General features: G+C 54.8%; 17 protein-coding genes. 8 read left to right on the forward strand and 9 right to left on the reverse strand.

Annotated elements, in window-relative coordinates; all coding sequences use genetic code 11:
* Positions 1 to 73: 73 nt before the first annotated feature.
* Genes BLL42_RS25305 through BLL42_RS25315 form a run of 3 tightly spaced genes read left to right on the forward strand, consistent with a single transcriptional unit; the run spans position 74 to position 2,981 of the window.
* Positions 74 to 2,089, forward strand: a complete 2,016-nt coding sequence (locus tag BLL42_RS25305) for a ribonucleoside triphosphate reductase (protein ID WP_071555235.1) — start codon at positions 74 to 76, stop codon at positions 2,087 to 2,089.
* A gap of 32 nt (positions 2,090 to 2,121) precedes the next feature.
* On the forward strand, positions 2,122 to 2,289 hold the full coding sequence (nrdD, locus tag BLL42_RS30810; protein ID WP_071555237.1) for an anaerobic ribonucleoside-triphosphate reductase: 168 nt from the start codon (positions 2,122 to 2,124) through the stop codon (positions 2,287 to 2,289).
* Positions 2,286 to 2,981, forward strand: coding sequence for an anaerobic ribonucleoside-triphosphate reductase activating protein (locus BLL42_RS25315; protein WP_174553338.1), 696 nt, complete (start codon positions 2,286 to 2,288; stop codon positions 2,979 to 2,981). The genes nrdD and BLL42_RS25315 overlap by 4 nt, the downstream gene beginning before the upstream one ends.
* 36 nt (positions 2,982 to 3,017) lie before the next feature.
* On the opposite strand, the gene BLL42_RS25320 is transcribed toward BLL42_RS25315, so the two are convergent.
* Genes BLL42_RS25320 through BLL42_RS25335 form a run of 4 tightly spaced genes read right to left on the reverse strand, consistent with a single transcriptional unit; the run spans position 3,018 to position 6,125 of the window.
* Positions 3,018 to 4,397 carry a 4Fe-4S binding protein gene (locus tag BLL42_RS25320; protein ID WP_071555240.1) on the reverse strand — a complete coding sequence of 460 codons (1,380 nt, stop codon included), beginning with the start codon at positions 4,395 to 4,397 and terminating at the stop codon, positions 3,018 to 3,020.
* The gene (locus BLL42_RS25325) at positions 4,385 to 5,239 is read right to left on the reverse strand and encodes an FTR1 family iron permease (RefSeq protein ID WP_071555242.1); all 855 of its coding nucleotides are present in this window, start codon (positions 5,237 to 5,239) and stop codon (positions 4,385 to 4,387) included. Before BLL42_RS25325 ends, BLL42_RS25320 begins: the two co-directional genes overlap by 13 nt.
* Positions 5,240 to 5,261: 22 nt before the next feature.
* Positions 5,262 to 5,594, reverse strand: coding sequence for a cupredoxin domain-containing protein (locus tag BLL42_RS25330; RefSeq protein WP_071555244.1), 333 nt, complete (start codon positions 5,592 to 5,594; stop codon positions 5,262 to 5,264).
* Positions 5,595 to 6,125, reverse strand: coding sequence for an iron transporter (locus BLL42_RS25335; RefSeq protein ID WP_071555246.1), 531 nt, complete (start codon positions 6,123 to 6,125; stop codon positions 5,595 to 5,597).
* 569 nt (positions 6,126 to 6,694) lie between these two features.
* On the opposite strand from BLL42_RS25335, the gene BLL42_RS25340 reads away from it, so the two are divergent.
* Together BLL42_RS25340 and BLL42_RS25345 are read left to right on the forward strand one after the other, a co-directional pair.
* A complete protein-coding gene (locus BLL42_RS25340; RefSeq protein ID WP_071555248.1) occupies positions 6,695 to 10,576 on the forward strand; it encodes a hypothetical protein in 3,882 nt (1,293 codons plus the stop codon).
* A gap of 202 nt (positions 10,577 to 10,778) precedes the next feature.
* Positions 10,779 to 11,384 carry a hypothetical protein gene (locus tag BLL42_RS25345; protein ID WP_071555250.1) on the forward strand — a complete coding sequence of 202 codons (606 nt, stop codon included), beginning with the start codon at positions 10,779 to 10,781 and terminating at the stop codon, positions 11,382 to 11,384.
* Between the two features lie 139 nt (positions 11,385 to 11,523).
* On the opposite strand, the gene BLL42_RS25350 is transcribed toward BLL42_RS25345, so the two are convergent.
* From BLL42_RS25350 to BLL42_RS25370, 5 genes are all read right to left on the reverse strand, one after another.
* Positions 11,524 to 14,280: an AAA family ATPase gene (locus BLL42_RS25350; RefSeq protein ID WP_071555252.1), complete on the reverse strand. Its 2,757-nt coding sequence runs from the start codon at positions 14,278 to 14,280 to the stop codon at positions 11,524 to 11,526.
* The gene (locus BLL42_RS25355) at positions 14,273 to 14,842 is read right to left on the reverse strand and encodes a hypothetical protein (protein ID WP_071555254.1); all 570 of its coding nucleotides are present in this window, start codon (positions 14,840 to 14,842) and stop codon (positions 14,273 to 14,275) included. Before BLL42_RS25355 ends, BLL42_RS25350 begins: the two co-directional genes overlap by 8 nt.
* Positions 14,835 to 17,243 (reverse strand): ABC-three component system protein, encoded by a 2,409-nt coding sequence (locus tag BLL42_RS25360; protein WP_071555256.1) that lies wholly within the window; start codon positions 17,241 to 17,243, stop codon positions 14,835 to 14,837. Before BLL42_RS25360 ends, BLL42_RS25355 begins: the two co-directional genes overlap by 8 nt.
* Before the next feature lie 362 nt (positions 17,244 to 17,605).
* Positions 17,606 to 18,472, reverse strand: a complete 867-nt coding sequence (locus BLL42_RS25365) for an SDR family NAD(P)-dependent oxidoreductase (RefSeq protein WP_129586980.1) — start codon at positions 18,470 to 18,472, stop codon at positions 17,606 to 17,608.
* Positions 18,473 to 18,474: 2 nt separating this feature from the next.
* Complete coding sequence (locus BLL42_RS25370; RefSeq protein ID WP_071555259.1) at positions 18,475 to 18,780, reverse strand: pirin family protein; 306 nt, start codon at positions 18,778 to 18,780, stop codon at positions 18,475 to 18,477.
* An 81-nt stretch (positions 18,781 to 18,861) separates the two neighbouring features.
* Here BLL42_RS25370 and BLL42_RS29840 point away from each other — a divergent pair, with 81 nt between their 5' ends.
* From BLL42_RS29840 to BLL42_RS25385, 3 genes are all read left to right on the forward strand, one after another.
* Positions 18,862 to 19,644 (forward strand): DUF6650 family protein, encoded by a 783-nt coding sequence (locus BLL42_RS29840; RefSeq protein WP_071555854.1) that lies wholly within the window; start codon positions 18,862 to 18,864, stop codon positions 19,642 to 19,644.
* 89 nt (positions 19,645 to 19,733) lie between these two features.
* Positions 19,734 to 20,873, forward strand: a complete 1,140-nt coding sequence (locus tag BLL42_RS25380; RefSeq protein ID WP_071555261.1) for a hypothetical protein — start codon at positions 19,734 to 19,736, stop codon at positions 20,871 to 20,873.
* A gap of 37 nt (positions 20,874 to 20,910) precedes the next feature.
* The gene (locus BLL42_RS25385) at positions 20,911 to 22,125 is read left to right on the forward strand and encodes a cell division protein ZapB (RefSeq protein WP_174553339.1); all 1,215 of its coding nucleotides are present in this window, start codon (positions 20,911 to 20,913) and stop codon (positions 22,123 to 22,125) included.
* The last annotated feature ends 234 nt before the right edge of the window (positions 22,126 to 22,359 follow it).

Below are 22,359 nucleotides of genomic sequence, written 5' to 3' on the forward strand. Positions count from 1 at the left end.
CTTTGTCCGTAGTCTTCACTGCATGTTGTGTTTTTTACTTTGTAAAAATCTATATGTAGTATTTGGAGGCCGAATGCAGAGCACGCTGATCTCAGTGGGATGTAACCGTTTGCACAAGCGCGACGGCAATCTGGTCGCCTTCGATGCCGACAAAATCCGTCAAGCGTTGATCGCCGCCGGCAAGGCCACCGGGGAGTACGCCGAGGTTGAGGTTGAAGGTTTGCTCAAGGCAGTGCTGACCCGGTTGGAAGGGTTGCCGAGGCTGCATGTCGAGCAAATCCAGGACCGTGTCGAAAGAGTGTTGATGGACGCCGGTTATTTCCTCGCCATGCGCGCTTACATCGTCTACCGCGAACAGCACGGGCGTTTGCGTCGCGACCGCCGGACCCTGGTCGAAGTGGCGACCTCGATGAACGAATACCTGGACCGTGAAGACTGGCGAGTTCAAGCCAACGCCAATCAGGGCTACTCCCTGGGCGGGTTGGTGCTGAACGTGTCGGGCAAGGTCACGGCCAACTACTGGCTGGACGAGGTGTACAGCGAGGCCATCGGTCAGGCTCACCGCGAGGCGGATTTGCATGTGCACGACCTGGACATGCTGGCGGGTTACTGCGCTGGCTGGTCGTTGCGCACCTTGTTGCACGAGGGCCTTAATGGTGTCCCCGGGCGGGTCGAAGCCGGTCCGCCGAAGCACTTGAGCAGTGCCCTGGGGCAGATGGTGAATTTCCTCGGCACCCTGCAAAACGAATGGGCCGGCGCGCAGGCCTTCAGCTCGTTCGATACTTATCTGGCGCCTTATGTGCGCAAGGACCAACTGAGTTTTCAGGAGGTGCGTCAGGCGATCCAGGAGTTCATCTACAACCTCAACGTTCCCTCGCGCTGGGGCACCCAAACGCCTTTCACCAACCTGACCTTTGACTGGGTGTGCCCGCAGGATCTGCGTGAGCAGATACCTGTCATCGGCGGTGAGGAAATGCCGTTTGCCTATGGCGACCTGCAAGTCGAGATGGATGTGCTCAACCGCGCCTATATCGAGGTGATGCAGGCCGGCGATGCGAAAGGGCGGGTGTTCACCTTTCCGATCCCGACCTACAACATCACCCATGACTTTCCCTGGGACAGTGAAAACGCCGACCGCTTGTTCGAGATGACGGCGCGTTACGGCCTGCCGTATTTCCAGAACTTCCTCAATTCGGATCTGCAACCCAATCAGGTGCGTTCGATGTGCTGCCGGTTGCAACTGGATGTGCGTGAGTTGCTCAAGCGTGGTGGCGGCTTGTTCGGCTCGGCGGAACAGACCGGATCGCTCGGCGTGGTGACGATCAACTGCGCGCGCCTGGGCTATGTGTTCAAGGGCGATACCAGCGGTTTGCTGAAGCGTCTGGACACGCTGATGGAACTGGCGATGGAGAGTCTGGAGGTCAAGCGCAAGGTCATTCAGCACCACATGGACGCCGGTTTGTACCCTTACACCAAGCGTTACCTGGGCACCTTGCGCAACCATTTTTCCACCATCGGCCTCAACGGCCTGCATGAAATGCTGCGCAATTTCACTGGCGACGAGCAGGGTATGCACACCGAGCAGGGCCGGCAGTTTGCCCTGAATCTGCTGGACCATGTGCGTGCCACGTTGCTGCGTTTTCAGGAAGAAACCGGTCATCTCTACAACCTGGAAGCGACACCGGCGGAAGGCACTACCTATCGCTTCGCCAAGGAAGACCTCAAGCGCTACCCCGACATTCTCCAGGCCGGTAGCCCGCTGGCGCCGTATTACACCAACTCCTCGCAACTGCCGGTGGGCTACACCGATGACCCCTTCGAAGCCCTGGAGCTGCAAGACGAACTGCAATGCAAATACACCGGCGGCACCGTCTTGCATCTGTACATGGCCGAGCGGATTTCCTCGACCGAAGCCTGCAAGCAACTGGTGCGCAAAGCCCTTGGGCGCTTCCGTCTGCCATACCTGACTGTGACCCCGACGTTCTCCATCTGCCCGGTGCACGGCTACCTCGATGGCGAGCATGAGTTCTGCCCCAAGTGCGACGAGGTCCTGCTGCTGCAAGAACAGAAACGCGGCACCGTTCATTGATTTCGATCCACTCAACCGCAAGGAGCTTCACTATGACTGCATCGCAAACACTGCCCCAGGCTCAACGTCAACGCTGCGAAATCTGGACCCGGGTGATGGGCTATCATCGCCCGGTATCGGCGTTCAATTCGGGTAAACAGTCCGAGCACCGCGAGCGGGTGCACTTCACTGAAAGCGCGGCATTGGCCGGGCGCCAATGAGTCGAATGCTTCGGGTTGGGGGCATGGTGCCCCTGACCACTATCGACTATCCGGGTCAGCTCGCCTGCGTGCTGTTTTGCCAAGGTTGCGCGTGGCGTTGTCGTTACTGTCATAACCCGCAGTTGATCCCGCCTCGTGGTACTGACGAAGTGGATTGGCGGCGGGTGCTGGCATTTCTGCAACGACGTCAGGACTTGCTCGATGCTGTGGTGTTCAGCGGCGGTGAGCCGACCTTGCAAGACGGCTTGCTCGGCGCCATGGAAGAAGTGCGGGGGATGGGATTTCGCATCGGACTGCACAGCGCCGGTATCAAGCCGGCGGCGTTTGCCAAGGCACTGACCGGCGCCGATTGGGTCGGTTTCGATGTCAAGGCGTTGCCTGAGGATTGCCAGGCCATCACCGGGGTCGAGGGCAGTGGAACGGCGAACTGGCGCAGCCTTGAGCATCTGCTGGCCAGTGGTGTGGATTACGAATGTCGTACCACTGTGCATTGGCATCTGTTCAAACCGGCACGTCTATTGATTCTGGCGCAGCGCTTGAATGAACTCGGCGTCAAACGCTTCGCCGTGCAACGGGTGCGCACCGAGCAGATGTTCGATCCGCTGCTGCCGAGTGTTTCGGCACACGCCTTGCTACCGGGTCTTTGGGAAGCCATGCGCGAATTGTTTCCAGTCTTCGTGTTGCGGGGCTGACCGAGGCGGCGGTTCAATATCCGGACGCTGGAATACTCAGGCCCAGCCCCAGAATTGCAGCCACCAGCCGAATCCGATCAGGCCGTTGGCGAGCAACAGGCAAACGCTGCCGGACACGCGCCGCGTCAGGGCAATACTTTCTCGATCCAGCCGTTTCCAGCCCAACAGCAGACTCCAACTGATTGCGGCCAATAACAGGCAGGCCCTGGCCGGTTGTACCCATTCCAGCAGCAGGCCTTCATAGCGCAGCAATTTCACGGTGGTTGCCGACAGCCCGAGAAACAGTCCGGCACCCCCCAGGGGCGTGAGCGCCAGCGCCAGGGGCCAATACAGTGCACGATCACCCGCCAGGCGGGCCGTCAGGCGCAGGAGGATCATCAACGTGGTGCCGAGCAGCATCGAACTCAAACCCAGATAAACGACAATGCTGAAACCGTCGAGCCAACTGAAGCTGTCGTTAAGCTGAGGGTAATGGGTGAGCAACCACCACGGGGCATTGTCCTGCAACGCCCAGAGCAGGTCGCGTTCGATCAGCCATTGGGCGAGGGTCTGTTTGAGGGCAACGAACCATGGGCTGACCGTCCACTGAAACGCGCCCATAGCCAGGCCGATGACGCCGAACAGCAGTAACCGTGCATCCCAGCGAGACAGCGTCTGCGCCGTCGCGTGAAGAATTTCCTGATTGCTGGAACGGGCGATCAGCTGAACCGCGCCGCGTTGCCCGCTGCAGCGTCCGCAGGCATGGCAGTCACTGGCGCCTTGCAGGCGGCGGATATCGAGCAGCGGGGCGCAGTTGGGCGGCGGCAGTCGGGGTGCGGCATTGTCCATCCAGCGTTGTTCATCGACCTGAAAATGAACGGGAGCCAGCCGGGCGAGCAGGGCAAAGACCCCGCTGACCGGGCACAGGTAGCGGCACCAGACCCGTTTGCCCCGGGCGAACAATAACCCGACGCCGACCGCCGCCACGGTCGAGCCGCCAAGAATCAACAACGCCGCCTGAGCGTAGTCATAAACGCTGATCAACTGACCGTAGAGGGTCGTCAGGCAGAACGCCAAGGTTGGCCAGCCGCCCCAGCGCAACCAGCGCGGCACACCCAGGCCTGTACCGTAATGGCTGGCCCATTCGCTGAGGGAACCTTCCGGGCACAGAACACCGCACCAGAGTCGGCCGAACAGCACCATCGACAGCAGCACGAACGGCCACCAGATACCCCAGAACAAAAACTGCGCGAGCACGGTCAGGTTGTCGAGTATCCGTGCCTGGCTGTCCGGTAGTGGCAACATCGCCGGTATCACCACCAGCAGCGCATAGAAAAGTACAACGGCCCACTGCACCGCGCGAATGACGGGCGCATGGCGACGCATCCCGTCACCCAGGCGCTGCAGCCATCGATTACAGCGACTCAGGTCGGGCATGGGACGTTTCCCGTATTACGCTGCCGCAGCCAGCCGCCGACGGACAGCCAGTAACCGCCCCACACCAGCAAGGTCATACCACTGGGTGTCGCTCGATAACCGGCAAAGCCGGCAAGAAAGCCCCCTAATCCATGGCTGTCGCTCAACAATGCGCCGCTGTCCCAAAGCGCTTCGCCAATGACGCTGTAAACTTGCTCCGGCAAATCGAGGGCGAGCAGTTGACCGCCGATTCGCTCGGTGCCGCTGACCAGCAACGCCGCGCCGAGCATGAGCAGGATGACTTCGCTGATCGCAAAGAATCGCTGCCATGAAATGAACCGGCGACTGCTGTGCAGCAGGGCAAGGGTGAGTGCTGACAGCACCAGTCCCAATACGCCGCCGACCACAAACAAACCGAGTTGCGGGCCTCGCAAGCGAGCGCCGGCACCATAGAGGAACACCACGGTTTCGCTGCCTTCGCGGCTGACCGCGAGCATTGCCAGCAGCAACAGCCCTACACCGCCCTGTCGGGCCAGGTGAGTATCGGCGTGTCGTCGCAAGTCATGCTTGAGCGTGCGCCCGTGGCGATGCATCCAGCCGACCATTTGTACCATCAGCAGGCTGGCAACCAGTGCCAGTGCGGCCTGGAACCATTCACTGGCAGAACCGCTCATGGCCTCGCCGGCAAACAGAATCAGCACTGCGAGCAGGCCCGAGAGCATCAACCCCAGCATCACACCGGCCCACAGGAATTTGACCAGTCGATTACCCCGGCCTTGCTGGCTGGCCCAGGCCTGGAGAATGCCGATCACCAGCAGCGCCTCGACGCTTTCGCGCCAGACGATGAACATTGATTGATTCATGGAAACTCCGTGCATGCGCGGGTTATTTCGCGAGGATGCCGCCCTCGGGCAGTTGCGGATTGTACTCGTCGAAGAAGGGGTAGTGACCGGGACTCAGGGGGTGAATGACCACGAAGGTTGTCACCCCCGGCGACAGGACTTTTTCAACCCGCAACGGCGTGCTCTCGAATTCGGCTGGTCCTTGACCGCTGTTTTTCAGGACAATCTTGAAGCGCTGTCCGGCCGGCACCTCCAGTAAGGCAGGGGTGAAGTGGCCATCGCGCAGGATCAGTTCGTAGCTCGGTAACTCGGCACGGACGGTCAACGGCGCAACGGCTCCGGCCACCATCAGCCAGGCAAGAGGCAGGCGCTTCATTCAATAGCCACCTTTTTTACCGATGCCGGCGTAGATGAACTCGTAGTGCAGTTCGCAGCGTTCGAACCAGGGCGCTACACCGGTTTCCTTATCGGTATGGCGCCCGAGGGAGCCGTGACCGCTGGGCGGCAGGACGGTCAAGGTCAGCCGATATTTGCCCGGCCCCAGCAACTTCACATTGTCGCCATAGTGTGGGCCGTCATTGGCGACCATGGCATGGAAGTCGCCCTTGATTTCGCCCGGGTTGCCTGCTCTGCTCAAGTTGAACGAAACATTGAGGTAGGGCACGAAACTGCCTTCCTGAAAGCCTTGTCGATTATCCGCGGTGGCCCGAATGTCAGCTTCCAGGTGAACATCGGAATCAGCAGTGGCCCGCATCATGCCGACAGGCTCCATCTCGATCGGTTGCAGATACACCGCCCCGACTTCCAGCCCCGGACACAACTGTGGCTCCCCGATCGGATATTCCTTGGCGTGAGCCAGTGGTGAGAGCAAGAGGAGGGCGAGTGACAACGAAAAAGGGGTACGCATAATGTCTTCCTGAGCACTGACGAGTAGGGACCCGAGTCTAGGAAGACTTCCTGCGAACAATAATGATTGTTATCAAGTTTTGTGCAATTAAACCGACGGCTCGTCACTGTGGGCCTTCAAAAAATATGAGTCTTCATGGTTTATAAAATCAATAAGTTGCGCACTTATTTTGACAGGACTGCTTCATGAGGTTTTCAGTTTTGTTGACAAAAACCTTTGAAATTTTCGAAAAAAATGAACCAGCTTCGGCTGGTTTTTTCCGTCTGTGCGGACCTTGCAGGTGTCGTAGCATCTTCAGTTCGTGTTGCCGAGGGCTGAAGGCACCTATCGGCCCCATAGCAGTCATCGAGGCTGCCAAGCAGTTACACCGAAGACGCCAAACCTCACCACGAGAAGGGTCCTACCGGCCAGAGGTGAATACCCGGAGGATTCTGGATTTCCCGGTTTTGTTGGCAACCATGCTAGCCGGGTGGAAGCAACCCTCGGCTATTACGTCTCTCCAGTCCTTGCTGCGTCAAAAGCGCCTTCAGGCTATAAACTAAGGCTTCAGTCAGCTTGACGCCCCCAAAATGCATACACTATTTCACGTAGATACAGCGGACATAAAAGCCCTGAACGACGAGCAAGCGCGCGCACTGATCGCAAGATTGTGTCGGGCTGAGATTCGCAAGCACGGGGGCTCCGAGTCGGCCGTCACCTGGGGTGGCGATCAAAGAGCAAAAGATGGAGGGGTGGATGTCAGGGTAGAGATAAATCCGCCACTGGGGATATCTGGCTATCTGCCCAATGACCACACAGCCTTTCAGGTAAAAGCCGAAGTGTTCCCCCCCAGCAAGATACCTGGGGAAATGGCGCCCAAGGGAGTGCTAAGACAAGCAATACGCGACCTCGCTACGACCAAAGGAAGTTACGTCATTGCCGCGACGCGAGACGACACCTCCGAGTCCGCTCTCGATCTACGTCTTAATGCGATGAGAGATTGCTTGTCGGCCAACGGTCTCGGCTCCTCGCCGCATGTTGCCTTCTATGACGCAAGAAAGATTGCAGACTGGGTCGAGCAACACCCAGCGATCGTAGCTTGGGTCAAACACCAGCTAGGCAAGCCACTGGTGGGTTGGCGCCCATACTCGGGTTGGGCCTACCAGGAGTCGACCGTCGACTCAGAATATTTACTCGATGATCGAGTCAAAGTGTTCACGCCTGACGCAGAGAAGGGCATTAATGTCTCGGCCACCATTGATCGCCTGCGTATCGACCTGTCGAAGGGGGCAAGCGTACGCATTGTCGGCTTATCTGGCGTCGGCAAAACGAGATTAGTACAGGCGCTCTTCGATCCGCGTGTACAGGCGAATCAGGCTGCACTGAGTGCTGATGACGTGCTGTACACGGACCTTTCAGACGGACCTTCACCTCAACCGTCAGCGATGCTCGAAGCGCTGATTGAAGACGGAAGTCAGTGTGTTCTCGTCGTGGACAATTGCGGAGCTGACACACATCAGAAGCTCACCGAGCTGCTTAAGACATCTGGCAACAAGATTGGCCTGGTTACAGTTGAGTACGACGTTCGAGACGACTTACCAGACGCCACGAGGTGCTACCGTCTTGAAGGCTCCTCCGATGATGTAATCAGGCAGCTTCTTCAGCGGCGCTATCCGGTCCTATCAATCAGTGATGTTGATACCATCACGGCATTCTCAGACGGTAACGCTCGCGTCGCGTTTGCGTTGGCAGCGACGGTAACGACGACTGGTGAACTTGCACGGTTGCGAGACTCCGAGCTGTTCAAGCGTCTGTTTCATCAGAAGAACGTCGAGAATGAAGATCTCCTCAGATGCGCGGAAGCGGCCAGTATCCTTTACTCGTTCGAAGGCGAGGACGATGGCCCTGGGTCAGAACTCAACAAAATTGCCGCTGTTGCTGACGTTTCATTGATCACCCTACAGAGGAAAGTGGTTGATCTACAACGAAGAGGTCTCGTACAGGCGCGTAGCAAATGGCGTGCTGTTTTGCCACACGCGATTGCCAATCGACTCGCAGCCCAGGCACTAGAAGTGATACCCAAATCGCAAATCGTGAATATCTTTGTCGATACCGCTAGCGACCGTGTTGTCCGGTCGTTCTCGCGGCGACTTGGTTACCTACATGAAAGCGCAAAAGCCGCCGAGCTCATACGGGACTGGCTCTCGCCATCCGGGCGTTTTGGCGACCTAACGGCTCTCAATGACATTGGCCATGAGATCTTTCACAACATTGCACCTGTATCTCCGAGGGTTGCCCTAGCGGCGATTGGACGGGCCGCCAATATCCCTAGCTTCCTTTCGGACGAAAACAGCAAGCGTGCTCAGTATGCGCATACGTTGAAAGCCATCGCATTCGAAGAAGAAGATTTCGATATCGCCGCCGATATTCTTGTCCGGTTCGCCTTGGAAAATCCCCAGGGAAATAGGGGACAAGAATCTATTGTGGAAATTCTGAAGTCTCTGTTTTTCTGCGTGCTATCCGGTACGAATGCCCCCCCAAAGCAAAGAGCAGCGTTCGTCAGAAAATTGCTTGAATCCGGCGATGCCGAGCGAGAGCAGTTGGGGCTGTTGGCGCTCGATGCGGCGCTTGAGGCAGGGCATTTTACCTCCGTGAGCAGACTCGATTTCGGAGCTCGAAAGCGGAGCGATGGATGGGCTCCGGTATCCCGCTCAGACGTTGAGGCATGGTTTATGCCATTCATCCGCATGGCACTCGACATTGGTAAGCAGAAGTCCGACCTTGCTGAAAGTTGCAGGTCTATTTTGGGTCGCCGTTTAAGAGGACTTTGGGTTGGCACGAATCTGAGGCCAGAAGTGTGTGCAGCCGTAATAGAGCTGGCTTCAGTCGTGAGCTGGCCTCAAGGTTGGTTTGGAGTCAAAAGCATCCTTCGCTTTGACTTGGGCAAATGCGACGAGTCAATTCAGAACGAGCTGCGCGAGCTGGAGAATTTTCTCAAGCCGAAGGCTATACCCGACATGATTCGAGCTCGACTTCTAGAATCGAATCAATTCGACCTATATCTTGATGACGATGATGCAGATCAGCGCGCTGAAACGGCTGGTGAGCGCATCCGCAGATCAAACCAAGCCGTGGAGGAGCTTGGGGAGGCTGCTGCCACCATTGAAGGCCTTCTCTTGGAGCTACTCCCGCAATTGATCTCAACCAAGGCAGGAGCCAGTGCATTTCATTTGGGGGTTGGGGTTGGAAAGCAGATTGCGGACCCGAGCTGGATTTTGGATGCGGCCAAGGAACATATCGCCACTGCCACGCCCGGAACAGTCGGTGTCTTGTTCCTTCGCGGCTTGCTCAACGGCTGGCATCAAGCATCTCCCGCTTCTGCCGAGAATTTCCTCGACAGCGCGGTGAGTGATGCAATTTGGGTCAAGTGGATCATGGACCTGCATTGCAGCATACCGATGAACCAAGCGGCTTACGCTCGAATCCACCAATCAATCAAGGCTGGAAGTACTCCTGCCTGGCAATACTCCTATCTCGGGATGGGCAGACAAACTGATTCATTTTCTGTTGCAGAGATTGGCGAGCTGCTTTCTGCGATAGCACTGCTGCCTGATGGTGGTGTCGTTTTTCTCGACGTCCTTTCCATGGTCGTCCACTGCGCGGCAGATCACGATGATGCATATAAGGAGTCCTTGGCGGCAACCTGCCTAAATCTTCTGGGCGCAGCCGAATGGGGAAAGGCTCTGGGGGATCGTGCCAATAGCGGTTACCGCCTTGAAAGCATATTGGAGTTTTCGCTGAAGCGATTAGCTTCTTCCGAAGCAGCGCTGGAGGTATTGAACGGTCTAGTTGCCTTTGCGCGCACGACGGAATGTAGTTATTTCGATAGGGATGCCATCAAAGACGCCATCTCGCCGTTCCTCAGGCACATGCCGCGACGAGCGCTCGACGCAATCTATGTTCCCGGTGAAGAAGCTCACTTCGGTCAGATGTCGCCGGTGATTGGGCACCCTCACAGTAATCGGAAAGAGACAGCACTCAGCGTAGTCCCAGTGGATGTATTGATCGATTGGTGTAATACCTCGCCGTCTGATCGTTACGTGTTCGCGGCACAGAGCTGTAAGCTGTTCGATACTCGAAATCGAGCGAGTGAAGAGCATGCCAACATCGACTCAGTGGACGATTCTGAGTTGGTTATTTCGGAGGCCGGGCTCGCAGTGCTCGCTAATGCTCCTGATAAGAAGGCTGTAGTCGAGTGCTATTTAATGCGATTTACGCCTTCAGGCTGGTCCGGTTCTTTGGCCGAAATCCTGAAGAAACGGATTCCGCTTCTCGATGCACTGAATCTCGGCAACGCGGAAGAGCTGAAGCCAGTATTGGCGACAGCTAGAGCGAGCCTCGAACGAAGAATTGCAGCGGAAGAGCTTCGCGAGGACGAAGAAGAGCGCGAGCGTACTGGTAGCTTCGAATAGGCTAGCCCGACGGTTCCATTAGCTGATTGCTGCCCGTCCTAACCGGCAGCAATCGGCCAGAAGTGAACATCTGTTGGTGTGCATCAAAGTAAAGGGGTAGGCGCAATTGCCCTACCTTTTGCCCGGGGTTTTAACGTCAGAAATGTTGATGTTTGAAAGCACTGCACTTGAATTTAGGATCAGCTGAGATAGGAGTAATTACATGTGGTGGGAAAAAACTGTCGAGTACAGGTTTGTTGCCGATGTCGTGGCAAATGGGATGTGCGACTTTGCGGCACCTCTGTCAGGACGCTATGAAAGGACTGCTGGTGATGCAATTTTTGGCAAGGGCAGTGGGCTAGTACTTGTGGAGTTTAAGCGCAGCCTTTCAGACGTCCCAACTGAAGAAACTCTCTTCGAAAACTATGGGGATGCTCAAGCTGCTTTAAGTCAATACAAGCATCATTTCATCGTGTTTGGTGAGCTCGCCATGGATAGTCATACGAATTTGGAGCTTTTGGCCCAGCGATATTTTGTAGCTGGTGTCTATTTTGACGGGATAACAGTTTTACAGCATGGGGTGAGCAAGCTCGTTTTTGATGAGTATCTACATGCTTTGGCTGAGCATAAGGAAGAGGATGGCCGTGGTCGAGGGTTAGGGCACGTAACGGCGCAGGCAATGTCTGCGGTAATCGGTGTTTCAGCTGACGGGCTGATGGTAGGTGCAATTTCACTGCATGAATATGCACCAACGCTTTTCCCTGGACCGGTACTGCTTCCGCCACCAGCACCCACCCCCACATTCAGTCCTTCGGGGCCTGGAAGGTAATTCCACGGTTTGCAGGCTGCCCTCTCGACGTGGGTACTCCATGCGGCTAATTCACCACCTGGTAAACCTATTTTACGCGCTGTTAACCACCGCAGTTAACAGCGCATAAAAATGAGTTACACACGACGGTATGTAAGGGTCACGCGGCTGTACCTGTTGAATTTCTAGTCACAGTTGCTTTGACGCCTGTACGGGGATTTCCTTCCAGATAAATTGTGTTCAGCAGGTGGACATCTGGGAGGCTGGAAAATTTTTGCGCCAGATGACGGGCCAAACTGTCGCTTGCAGTCGTCAGGATCAGATTCATGTTCGGCATTGAGGTTGCGACGAGCCTGAAAATATCCAACATGGCTACACGATTGAGGTCATCCAAATGAGCGATTGGCTCATCCAAGAGGAAGCTGCCACCGGTATTTTTTGCTCTGGCAAGATAGAGAGATAACGCCAAATCTTGCCGCTGCCCTTGACTGAGTTTTTCCTCTGCCTCCAACGGTGCCTCATGACCTTCAGCAAACACCATCCAGTTCAGGTCGTTCCCAGAAACACTCAGTTGGTGATACACCTCATTCGCGTGCATCCGGGAGAACAATTCAGTCGCTGGCACCAGGAGAGGGGCAAGGCTAGACACGGTCGCATTACGAACATGATCGCCATATTGAGTAATCGCATTGTCTGCTACCAGTATGTGGCTCAGGCCCGTCTGGAGCTTTTCAGCGACCACTGATTTTTCTCTCTGAAGCCTGATCAACTGCTCAGAGTCAGAATCGATATTCAGGGAGATCTGACACTCACGGAGCTCTGATTCGTACCCCTCGGCTCTTCGGAGTTCTACTTCCACATTTGCATGGGTGGCAGTGTGCAAGTCCTTAGAGATAGGGAGAATACCAATGACTTCGTTCCATTGACTTTGAAAGCGATTCACCACTTGAGAAATTGCTGCAATGCTAGAGTTGACCTGGTGCGCCTCTCGGGTTTTGGCCTGAATACTTTCGAGCTTCTCCATCACTGATCGGGCGAGACTTGGCTGCTCAGAACTGGCTGAATCAAGTTGTTGCTGGAAGTGCTGGGTGTATCTCTCAAGCACCTCACGCGCTTCGGCAATGCCAGTGTTTGCGTTCGGTGAGGACGGAATCTGAAAGAAATCCTCAACTTGGGTCATAACTTCAGCGATTTTCTTCGCACCAATCGCGCACTTGATACGCGCCAGAAGGTGTGGAAAATCGTTAATATCAGAGTCTGAAAAATCAGGCTTACCCATGATGCTCAGATAGCTTGTTCTTTCCTCAATGTGCTTCAGTTTATCGTTCGCAGATTTAACACGAGCGGTGTAAGTCTCAAATGAGGATTGCTGCAGGTTGGCGTTGTGTACTGTCGTTACCCAGAGCTGTTCATTCGACTGAGCATCCACTAGCTTGCGGCTTGCTGTCTGCAACTCGGGCGTGAGGTTGGCAGTGGAAAGCTGCCCCCGTAGTGCATCAGCCGATTTCCAGTCATGGTCGCATAGAGGGCAGTGGCCGCTCGTAAGGGAATGTGCCGCTTCGTGCCCCAATGCCCTCAAACGATTTATCACATTTGAAAGAGCGTCGAACTCCCCCTGCGCTGTAATCCTCGCCTGCTTAGCCTCATCGGCAGATTTCGATAGCTCCACCATATTGACCGGCGGCTGGACGATATTGCTGGATAGATCTCGTTTGACCTTAAGGAGATCTAACAAGACATCCCCATTGCTGATCAGGTATTCAATCGAATTCAACCAACGCTGCTGTTTGTCACTGTCCCAGGCATACTCAACGAAGTTTTGCTCTAAGAGCTGGAAACTTAGGTCAGTTTGAGGGAATGCACGAGCGAAGGCTGGCTCCGAAGTGATGGCTTCCCAGGCCTTGAGCGCATCAGTGTTTTTTCTTGCCCAATCAACGCCTATCTTACCTTGTGCTCTATTGGTTTCGACAGTGGCGAGTTGTTCAGCTAGTCGACGATGGTCATTGGTCAAGGTGGTGCTGGTCTGGGTAATGTTTGCTAGCGAACTCCGACTACTTTCGAGCTGTTGCAGGCTAGATTCGTACCCTGACCATCCCTCCAGCAGTTCGCTCAGTATGTTCTTTTGGCGCTGAGCGGCCTGCAGAAGCTTGGCGACTTCCAATTGCGCTGTTTTGAAATCATCTAGAAGATTGCCTGTCACCGGAGTACCAGGAAACCCTTCTAGTATCGTGCTCAACTTGAAAGCGACTTGCTCGCGCCCGGATTGGCTTGCTTTCAGCTTTTCTTCAAGCGCATGAATTTCAGCAATGAGATTCTGCAGCTTCGTTTCCAGTCCGTGAACTCTGGGGAGGTCACCTCGGTATTCCTTCAGATTGCTAAGCGTGCTCGCAAGGTGGCCCAACCCAAGTATGTCAGCAAAAATTTGCTGCCGGAGTTCCGACTTGCTGTTGTCAACAAGCAGGGCCAATGAATTTGCATACAACCACCGGCAATTGCGGAGCCAGTCGCGACGCGCCTTGGTCGTGGCTTTAGTGCTACTACCCAAAACTGAGGACGGTGTGAGCATTTCAAGCAGGGCGGCATCCTTAATCTGCTTTTTTCTACGTTCCCCATGCTTTTTGATTGAGGCTTTCCCGTTGACTCGCTCCAGATGATGTAGCTCGCCATTTATCTCGCAGTCAGCACTGACCGAAGTTTCACCTAACCCCCACTGACAGGAAAAATCTGTGGTTGTTGGAAGGTCGTCCACTTTGTTGGTGAGCAGCCACTCTAATGCATAGCAAATGGTGCTTTTACCTGTGCCGTTCGCTGCATGAATAATGGTCAACGGTGCGTTGAGTGGGATCTGCAGAAAATCAGGAACGCCACGAAAATTCCTGATCTCCACTGAAAGAAATTTGATAGGTAAGTTACTCATTCAGATCCCACTTCTTTCCATGATGGCGCGCTAGCTCCTTCCCTTTTGATGTCGCAAGGGATGCCAAAAGATCAGTCATTTGTTTATTTTCAGGCACAAACCCAGAATATTCGGCCTGCTCCGTTGGGCCTACCAGCCCCAACGGTGTGATACGTTGGCAACGCTGCCAGCCATTAGCATTCTGGAAGACGACGTGTTTCCTTACGAAGCGTGTATCCCTCTCAACATCATTGATGAACTGCTTGAGTTCGTCAGTCAACGTTGTCAACGCCAGGACAAGATAACCATCAACCACTGACCCCTTTCTTTCGAGTCGTAGGAGTGCAGCATCCAGAAAAGCTTCCGCATGCCTCGTTTGTATCCAAGCCTCTTCGGGCGTTTTGCAGTCGATTTGTATAAGCAGAACCGACGCGAATTTTGTCGACCAATACTTCACTTGTGTCGTCAAAGGAGGGCCAGGCCAGTGCGGGTCATCAGCGAATACCAGGATATCGTCTTCGGGGGACGTGAAGCCCGCGTCGATCGCGCGCTCATCCAAGAGCTTTATCAGTTCACTAAGCATCTAGGTGTTTCCTGCGAGATGATATGTCATCCATGAAATCTTCAGCCGATATGGCATCAGCCTCGTCGTACATTGACTCAATCTCATTGAGGGCAAAAAAGTAGACTCTGTTTACCATTGCGACGTCGGTGAAGGAGCCTTTCACACTAGGCGCAGTCGCGATGTCGAAACGCTCTCGGCTAGATTCGTTTGAGTCACTGGGCTCACTGGGCTTTTCATCTTTAACCTTCCCAACACCATTAGCGAATACGACGAGCTGTGGATGGTTGGAAGTATCTCTCGCCCATCGATAAAGATCGTTCGCCATATGCCTTACACGATACTCGTCGTTTGTCCACGCCAGTACGTTGTAATCACCCTCATTGGGGTCACTGAACTGCAGATGGCCCTTTGTCCCTGGCTCAGTAATCCATGCCGAATCCTTGTGGGATTTGAGGTAGCTCAGAGCTTGCACCGCCTTCATCACATATCTTCCGGCGCACGCCAAATCCTCCAATGTGAATTCTTTCGCTGATGTCACCCCATACCGGGTCTGATAGGCAAAGTCCTTTGAGTCCTTGATACCTTCCGCTTGGATGAGGTTATTGAGCTGTGCGAGTTCCTTCTTAACCACGTCGAGGCAATCAGCGTCAGGCGGATGTCGATCGAAGAGTTCGTGAAATTCCAGCGTTGCCGGCACTAGATCATCTTGGACGACGCCTCCTTGTAATCTATGACCCTTCGCACATTCCAGCGTGAGATTCGCATCCCACGTTAATGTAAGAGTCAGACCACCGCTGGTGCTCCTGCGCATCACACGACTTGGTGGCTGCATTGCAGGTGGGCTCGAACGGGTATTGTATTCGCTGTCTGTAGAAGGAAATACGCCTGTGGCGCTGTGAAGCTTCAACTGGCAATCACGTAGCCGCTCACTGTTAGCGGCCGCAACCGCAATTGGGGACGCTAATCGACGTGCGTGGTAGTCCAAAAGAGATTTCACGACATCTGTTAGGTCAGAGATGTGCTGAGATGCCAGAATCAAATTTGGACGTTTGAGTCTGTCTTCGGCTTGGCTTGCGATGATTCTGCGCAATTGGGAGTTTTTGCTCAGGACTGAGTTGGTAAAGTCATTTCCTAATGTTGGCCAGACGATAACGTCTTTGAAGGCCAGTCGTAGAGAAACACTACCGCGACCAAAGCTCGCATTTTTAGGCTCGTTTTCGACCAAGATATAGCAGTTGATGATTCCTTCGGCAGGGTCGGTAACCCAGCACCATCCCGCTTTGAATTTCGGTGCTGCAGCTGGTTTCCAGGAAGGATCTATCCAAGACATTCCATCGGCTGTTTTCCAACTGAGAAGCACGGAGCCGGTGACTTCTCCGCATCCGACCATGAACACGAGGGGGTTCGGATAGGCTTTCACCAATTCGTTTATGTCGTGCCATTGTGTGTGAGTTGCAGCCGCTGATCCCGCTGTCAGTACCACAGGGCGATTGCCGAAATTCTGTTCAAAGGCTCCCTCTTCTGGAGCAAGCATGCCTTGCAGGAAGGGGATCAAATCGGTGCCTTGGATGAGGCCAATATTGAGCTGGTCTCCCTCACGTAACTCTTGATCGACGTACTCTGTACGAATCTTCTGAAGATAGGCCTCATCAGCTCCAGAAAGTGTTCCACCTTGGGATGCTAGATACTGACGAATGACCTCGATTATCTCGGTAGCATCTGAATCCAGTTTGAAATAGGTACTCCTCACCTTTGGGTGCTTGCGCACCAAACTGGAGAGGCTATCTTTTTTCAGGATTTTCGTTTCTAAAAGGGGTATCCACTGCCACACAATCTCGCATAGCTGTGCGGGAGAAAGGCCTTTGAGAGTTGGATTTTTTTGAAGCGTTTTGGAGTTTTCGAGAATTTTTCCGCATTGCTCTTGAAATGAGGAAAGTTTGTCGTCGAAACGCTTCTGCCCCGATTCCTGCAAGAACTCGAAAGCGTCCTTGGTAACGCTATCGGCGACTGCGAAGAAGTATCTAAAGGCAGTTCCAGGCTGAGGGGCAATTTGGGGTCTGATGTGTGCATACAGAAAAAACTTGCAGATCTCGTAAGTGACCGAGGCCAAATCAAGATTTTTTTTAAGACGTTTGCACTGTATTACTCCTGTCGGGATTCCCCCTTTGTACATGACAACGTCTCGACCTTGGTCGGCGCCATCATTCAGGCGGCTTACAGTGTCATACCAGTTTTGAGTGCCATCCTCATGCTCGGCTCTGTAGATATCGGCTACCAAAAGCTCGAAATGAGCATCACCCATGCGTTCGAAAGGAAGCTGCCCGCAGTCAAAAGTGAACAGTTCGGGAGCGTTTGTCCTGTCCTCTCTTATCGCGGTTTCTTCCTCTGAGGTGACGAATGACACTTCTTCTACGGCCAATTTTCGCTCCTAGCGTTGAGTGACTGGCATTGTGTGGATAGCGCGCTTTCCTTGCGGACGTTAGCCCTTGAGGACGATACAGTGAAATGTGGGCCTCAAGATCCATCTCGCGTTTGGATAGCTACGCAGCCCAGAAACGCTTCTGTCGACGGCGCGCGCAATGCCAAGCTGCCAGCATCATAATTCGAGTAGCGAGGAGTAGCCAGACGCTCTTGGCGGGGAAGGGGCTTGGTTGATTGAATGCCGGCTCCGACAGTCGACGTAATGGAGCATTGGTGAGAATCCAGTCACCTTTGTTCAACTGAGTATCCAGGACTTTAAACGATGCCAGTGCCCGATAGGCGAGGGTGGGTGCCCTACAACTAATCACAGTCCATCGCCGTCAACACAGCACTGTCGCCCCATAGTTGCTGAGCAACATCCTCACGACAAGCCAGTTCTGATGGCTCTGGCCATGTCAGTTGACCTCTAACCAACGACGCATAAAAATACCCTATGGGCGGAACGATTCGCCCCAGCGCCAGGTCGGCCAGGACCTCTCCAGCCTGAATACGCATGTTCTCGGCGAAGTAGGGGCTTAGTGCCATGGCTGGTTCCGGTAGCGTGCCGTTCGGCAAATTGCGTCCCAGGCCGGTACCGGGGGTATAGCCTGGGTTGTACGCGATAATCCGCAAGCGCCGAGCCTTGGCCTCGTTTGAGTTGGCGAAAGTTAAGGCCGTCAGCAGGTTGCACAGCTTGGACGTAGCATAGGCTCGGAAACCGGACTCGAATGCCACCTCGCCACGCGGGCCTTTACCGAGGTCCTGATGCGCGAGTTGTTGTGCATCAACAAACGCAAACGGCGCGACCGGGCTGTACCGCGGATCATGAGTATTGCTGGTGGTTAGCACCACGATTGCATGGCGCGCCAGTAACGGTGCTAGTAGACGCAGTAGTAGATAGTGCCCCAGGTGATTGACCGCGAACGTGGTTTCGTAGCCGTCTTCCGTGCGCGCTACGGTCGGGAAACTCAGCCCGGCATTCAGGACCAAGGCGTTGATCCTGCTCTTGCCCAGTGTGTCGAGCACTTGCCGGGCGAATCGCCTGATACTGCTCTGACTGGCGAGGTCGAGCGGTATATGGGTTTCTCGGCCACCAATGATCAGCCGGGTGTCAGGGGACGCGCTCAAACGCTGCGCGGCCGCCGCACCGAGTCCAAAAGTCCCGCCGGTCATGATGATCGTATTCATGCTCAAAACACCTCGACCATTACCACTTCGGTATCGTCGATGGCCTCTACCACCAGCAACGCCTCGTCGGTCATGGCCACGCCGCTGCCTGCGTCGACCCTTTCGCCGTTGACCCTCACTGCCCCGAGCGTCGGCACCAAATAGGCGTGGCGAGCCATAGCGCAAACGGTGCTCAAGCTCTGACCGGCTTTTAGCGTCGCGCCCAGCACGCGGGCGTCGGCGCGGATGGGCAACGCGCGTTCATCACCGGGCATCCCGCTGGCCAGCACGGCCCATTGACCGGCGCGATCACATCCCGAGTCAATCACTGGAGATTGGCGATGTCAAAGCGATATCATTGCGTGAAGAAGACGCCCCAAATCGCCATTTACTGCACAGGGAGTTTGGTAGTGACCACGAGAGACAATTTTACCGCCGCCACTAAGACAGCGCTTGCCCTCCGGGCAGCGCACTTTTGTTCCAATCCGCGTTGCCTCAAGCTCACCGTCGGACCGTCTTCGGTGCCGACCAAAGCCCTGACCACGGGCCATGCTGCGCATATTCATGCGGCTTCCAAGCTAGGCCCCCGCTACAAGGCAACGCAAACCCCTGAAGAGCGTGTATCGATTGAAAACGGCATTTGGCTGTGCAGGGAATGCGGAGTCATCGTAGACAGCGATGAACTCGGACACACTGACAACCAGCTTAGAAAATGGAAGACAGACCACGAAACCATGGTTTCGGAAATTCGCACCGAAGGGTATTCGCGCAGTCTCGCATTGCTCCAGAGCGGTCGCATGGAGCCGCAAATTGCGAAGAAAATCATCGCTTCCATGGAGGATCGCCGGTCGCTGTGGGTCACTTTCGACGCCGAATTTCCCGACCGCGTCAGACAATCGTTGGACGATCTTCGCTCGCGATTCACTGCCATTCGCTCCGAACTGCTGGATGGAACACCACTTGATGGAATTTTGCTGTCACTGACCAAGACCATCTTGGCATTCTTCAATGTGGTTGAATCATCAGACCTGAGGACATTGCGCTGTAATGGGGGTGATCCTGAATGGCTTCAGTTCAGCGATGCACTGGCAACGCTTAGGAATGCCATCGGACTGCAGATTGCCAACCTCTCAGATGCCTATGGCATTGCGTTGAGCGAGGATCTGCAACGTATTGCGCCGCTCAGGGCTTAATTGCACAACAACACATATTTGCGCAGCCGCATCGTCGCGTCGGATTTTAATAAGGTTGACGTCTGCCGACATGGAGTGAGGGGGGATAAGTGAATCAGGATCAGATCGAATTCAACAAGACTTTGGGCCAGAAGCAGAAAGAGGCTAGTGTCAAAGGGTGCTTACGCGGTGGAGATGAGCAAGCGGGATGCGCCGGTAAAATTGTGCAGGCCCATTCCATTCAGCGGGGGAAAATTCTCGCATCTATCGCGGATGGCGGTTCAGGGAAGGTTTATTACCTGGGTCTCGCTCCCGCAGACGACATGACATCAATGATTCCAGAGTTCAAGCTGGAAGGAATCAAGAAATTCAGTACCTTCAGTGGCTTCTGCGGGTGGCACGACAAATCAATATTTCAGCCCATTGAGGATGTGGTGTTCACCGCAACGGCTAAGCAAAAGGATATCTACGCTTACCGCGCTGCGGCCAAGGAGCTTCATGCCAATCTTGAGTCGAAGAGACTTTGTGAGATCCAACTGGGAGACAAGCTTGGCGTAGAAGATTTCCCGCCCCACCTCCAGGCGATGCTTCCGCTGATCCTGCAAGGCCTCGTGGAGGTGCCACCCTTCATTAAGAAAGCGATGCTGGAGGGCGCGGCAAAGCAGCAAATTAAGATTAGGCACAAGCAGTGCGAACACAACATCGCGGAGCTGCGCCAGATTTGCGACGACCTGACGGGTGCGATAGACCATGATCACCCATCGGAATTCGAACATGTTTATCACTCTCTCGAGGGAGCCTGCCCAGTAGCTTGCTGCACGTCGTATATCCCGTACTTCGACCACGATGGTAATCGCATCATCTCCGAGCAGGATGAACGGCGGATGGCTCTGTCGCGCGCGACAAGATGCCTGGAAATGAAAAACGTAATGCTCAATGTTTTTCCAGAAGCTGGCAGGACGCATTTCATCTTTACATTCTCCAAGGGAAACCAAACCTTCAAGGATGCGATTGAGCGCCTGCTCAAACTGGATAATGGATCTCTTAGAATTGGTCTTTCCAACATCCTGCTCAACTACGCCGAGAACTCTGCCTACGGTCCCAATTACATCGAGGAGAACTTTAGTCCGGAGCAAATCACGGCACTCAAGGAGGCCTTTTCGAGCACCGTGTTCGATCCGAGTGCATTCCGAAAGGGCAGCATTAATCTGTTTGTCGAAGCGATCTCTGTGCCCCCCAGTAATCGTTGACCAAAAGCTCACCGCGAAGCGCCAAGCAGCCGCTGCGGTGAGTCGTTCAAAAACATTTGGCTCTGGTGCGGGCTGGCTAGCGCTGCCGATCAGCCCTCAGCTCACCGTTCACATCGTAAATTTTGGGCTTGTTGCAATGAATAACGTTACTGAAATGTCATCCGATGCCGTCCCCATGGCGGCCCCTGCGCTTACATCCGAATCCCTCAACAACCTGTTGAAGATCACAGCGCCTACTGGCTCGGTCACTGTGAAAGGGATTGCCACCGAAGTGCATTATTGGAAAAAGCCAGGAGGCATTCGGGCTTCGAAAATTTATGGGCGCCTAGGCGGGCTCGGTGATGCCTCCATCCGATTTGAGCTGCAGCCGTATGTCAGCATCCAAAACAACGAGCCGGTGATTCTGCATGGCACCTTGCGCATCAAACCCTCAGAAGCCTTACGCACCACCCATGAGGTGATTTTGGTGGGCGACAAGGTCGGCAACTGGTTGCCTGAAGACGCTTCGCAGGACGATGGACGGACCAAAGAGGCTCTCGCCCCGCTCGCCCGGCATCAGCCGCGCTTGACGCTTGAGGCGGCGGTCGCCAGGCATGGCCCAAGCGCGGTGGCATTCCTCACCACGGATACCGCCTGGCAGGACCTGACTAATGCAGCTTCAGCCGTGCCAGCGATTGTCAATTGTCGGCACGTGGTAACGAACTTCATGAAGCCTGGCTGCTTCATTGAGGACTTACTCGAGGTCTGCCGTAATCCTGCCATCAAGGTTTTGGTCATTTCCCGCGGCGGAGGCGGCGGACTGACAGCCATTGGTGACTCGTATGAAGTGGCAGCCGCGCTACTGGCGAGTGGTCGAGCTTTCTATACCGCACTCGGCCACGACAAAGATGTGCTGTTACTGGACAAACACGCAGACCAAGCGTTCGCCACACCATCGGTGTTGGGGCAGACATTGGCCGACGCGATTCGCACGGTTACTGAGCGGGAGGCGCTGGTCGAGCGCACACGCACCCTGAGCGAAAACGCAGATATCCTGACTCGGGAGAACGCTCAACTGAGGGAGCAATTGGCGATGCTAAGTGGGCATGCCAAGGGAAAAACCGAGTATGCGGCACGGGAGGGGGTGCGGCACTATGCAACTGGCCGGCATGCCCCTGACACCCCACCCCAGACTGGTCGCCCGGCCAATAGGTATGTGCTTTGGGCGTTGTTGGTCGTTGTAGTCTTCCTGGTAGGCCGCTGCTCCGGCTAGATTCCTGCCAGCAACCATGTTCAAGAGGCTCTACGAGGTCACGGACGTCGAATGCAAATCCGCAACACGACTGACTGCCTTCCTCAATTAATGGCTCAGCGTTCGACAAACGACTCCGCATACTTCGCGATGCAGTTCCACGCCAACCTTTGAATCACCCTCGTTTCGTTGATAGATCAAACGTCCGCTTATGACCGGTTTCTGCTTGTGGAGACCGGCTGAAAACGGCGTAAA

This window comes from Pseudomonas frederiksbergensis (assembly GCF_001874645.1).
Classification (GTDB): domain Bacteria; phylum Pseudomonadota; class Gammaproteobacteria; order Pseudomonadales; family Pseudomonadaceae; genus Aquipseudomonas; species Aquipseudomonas frederiksbergensis_B.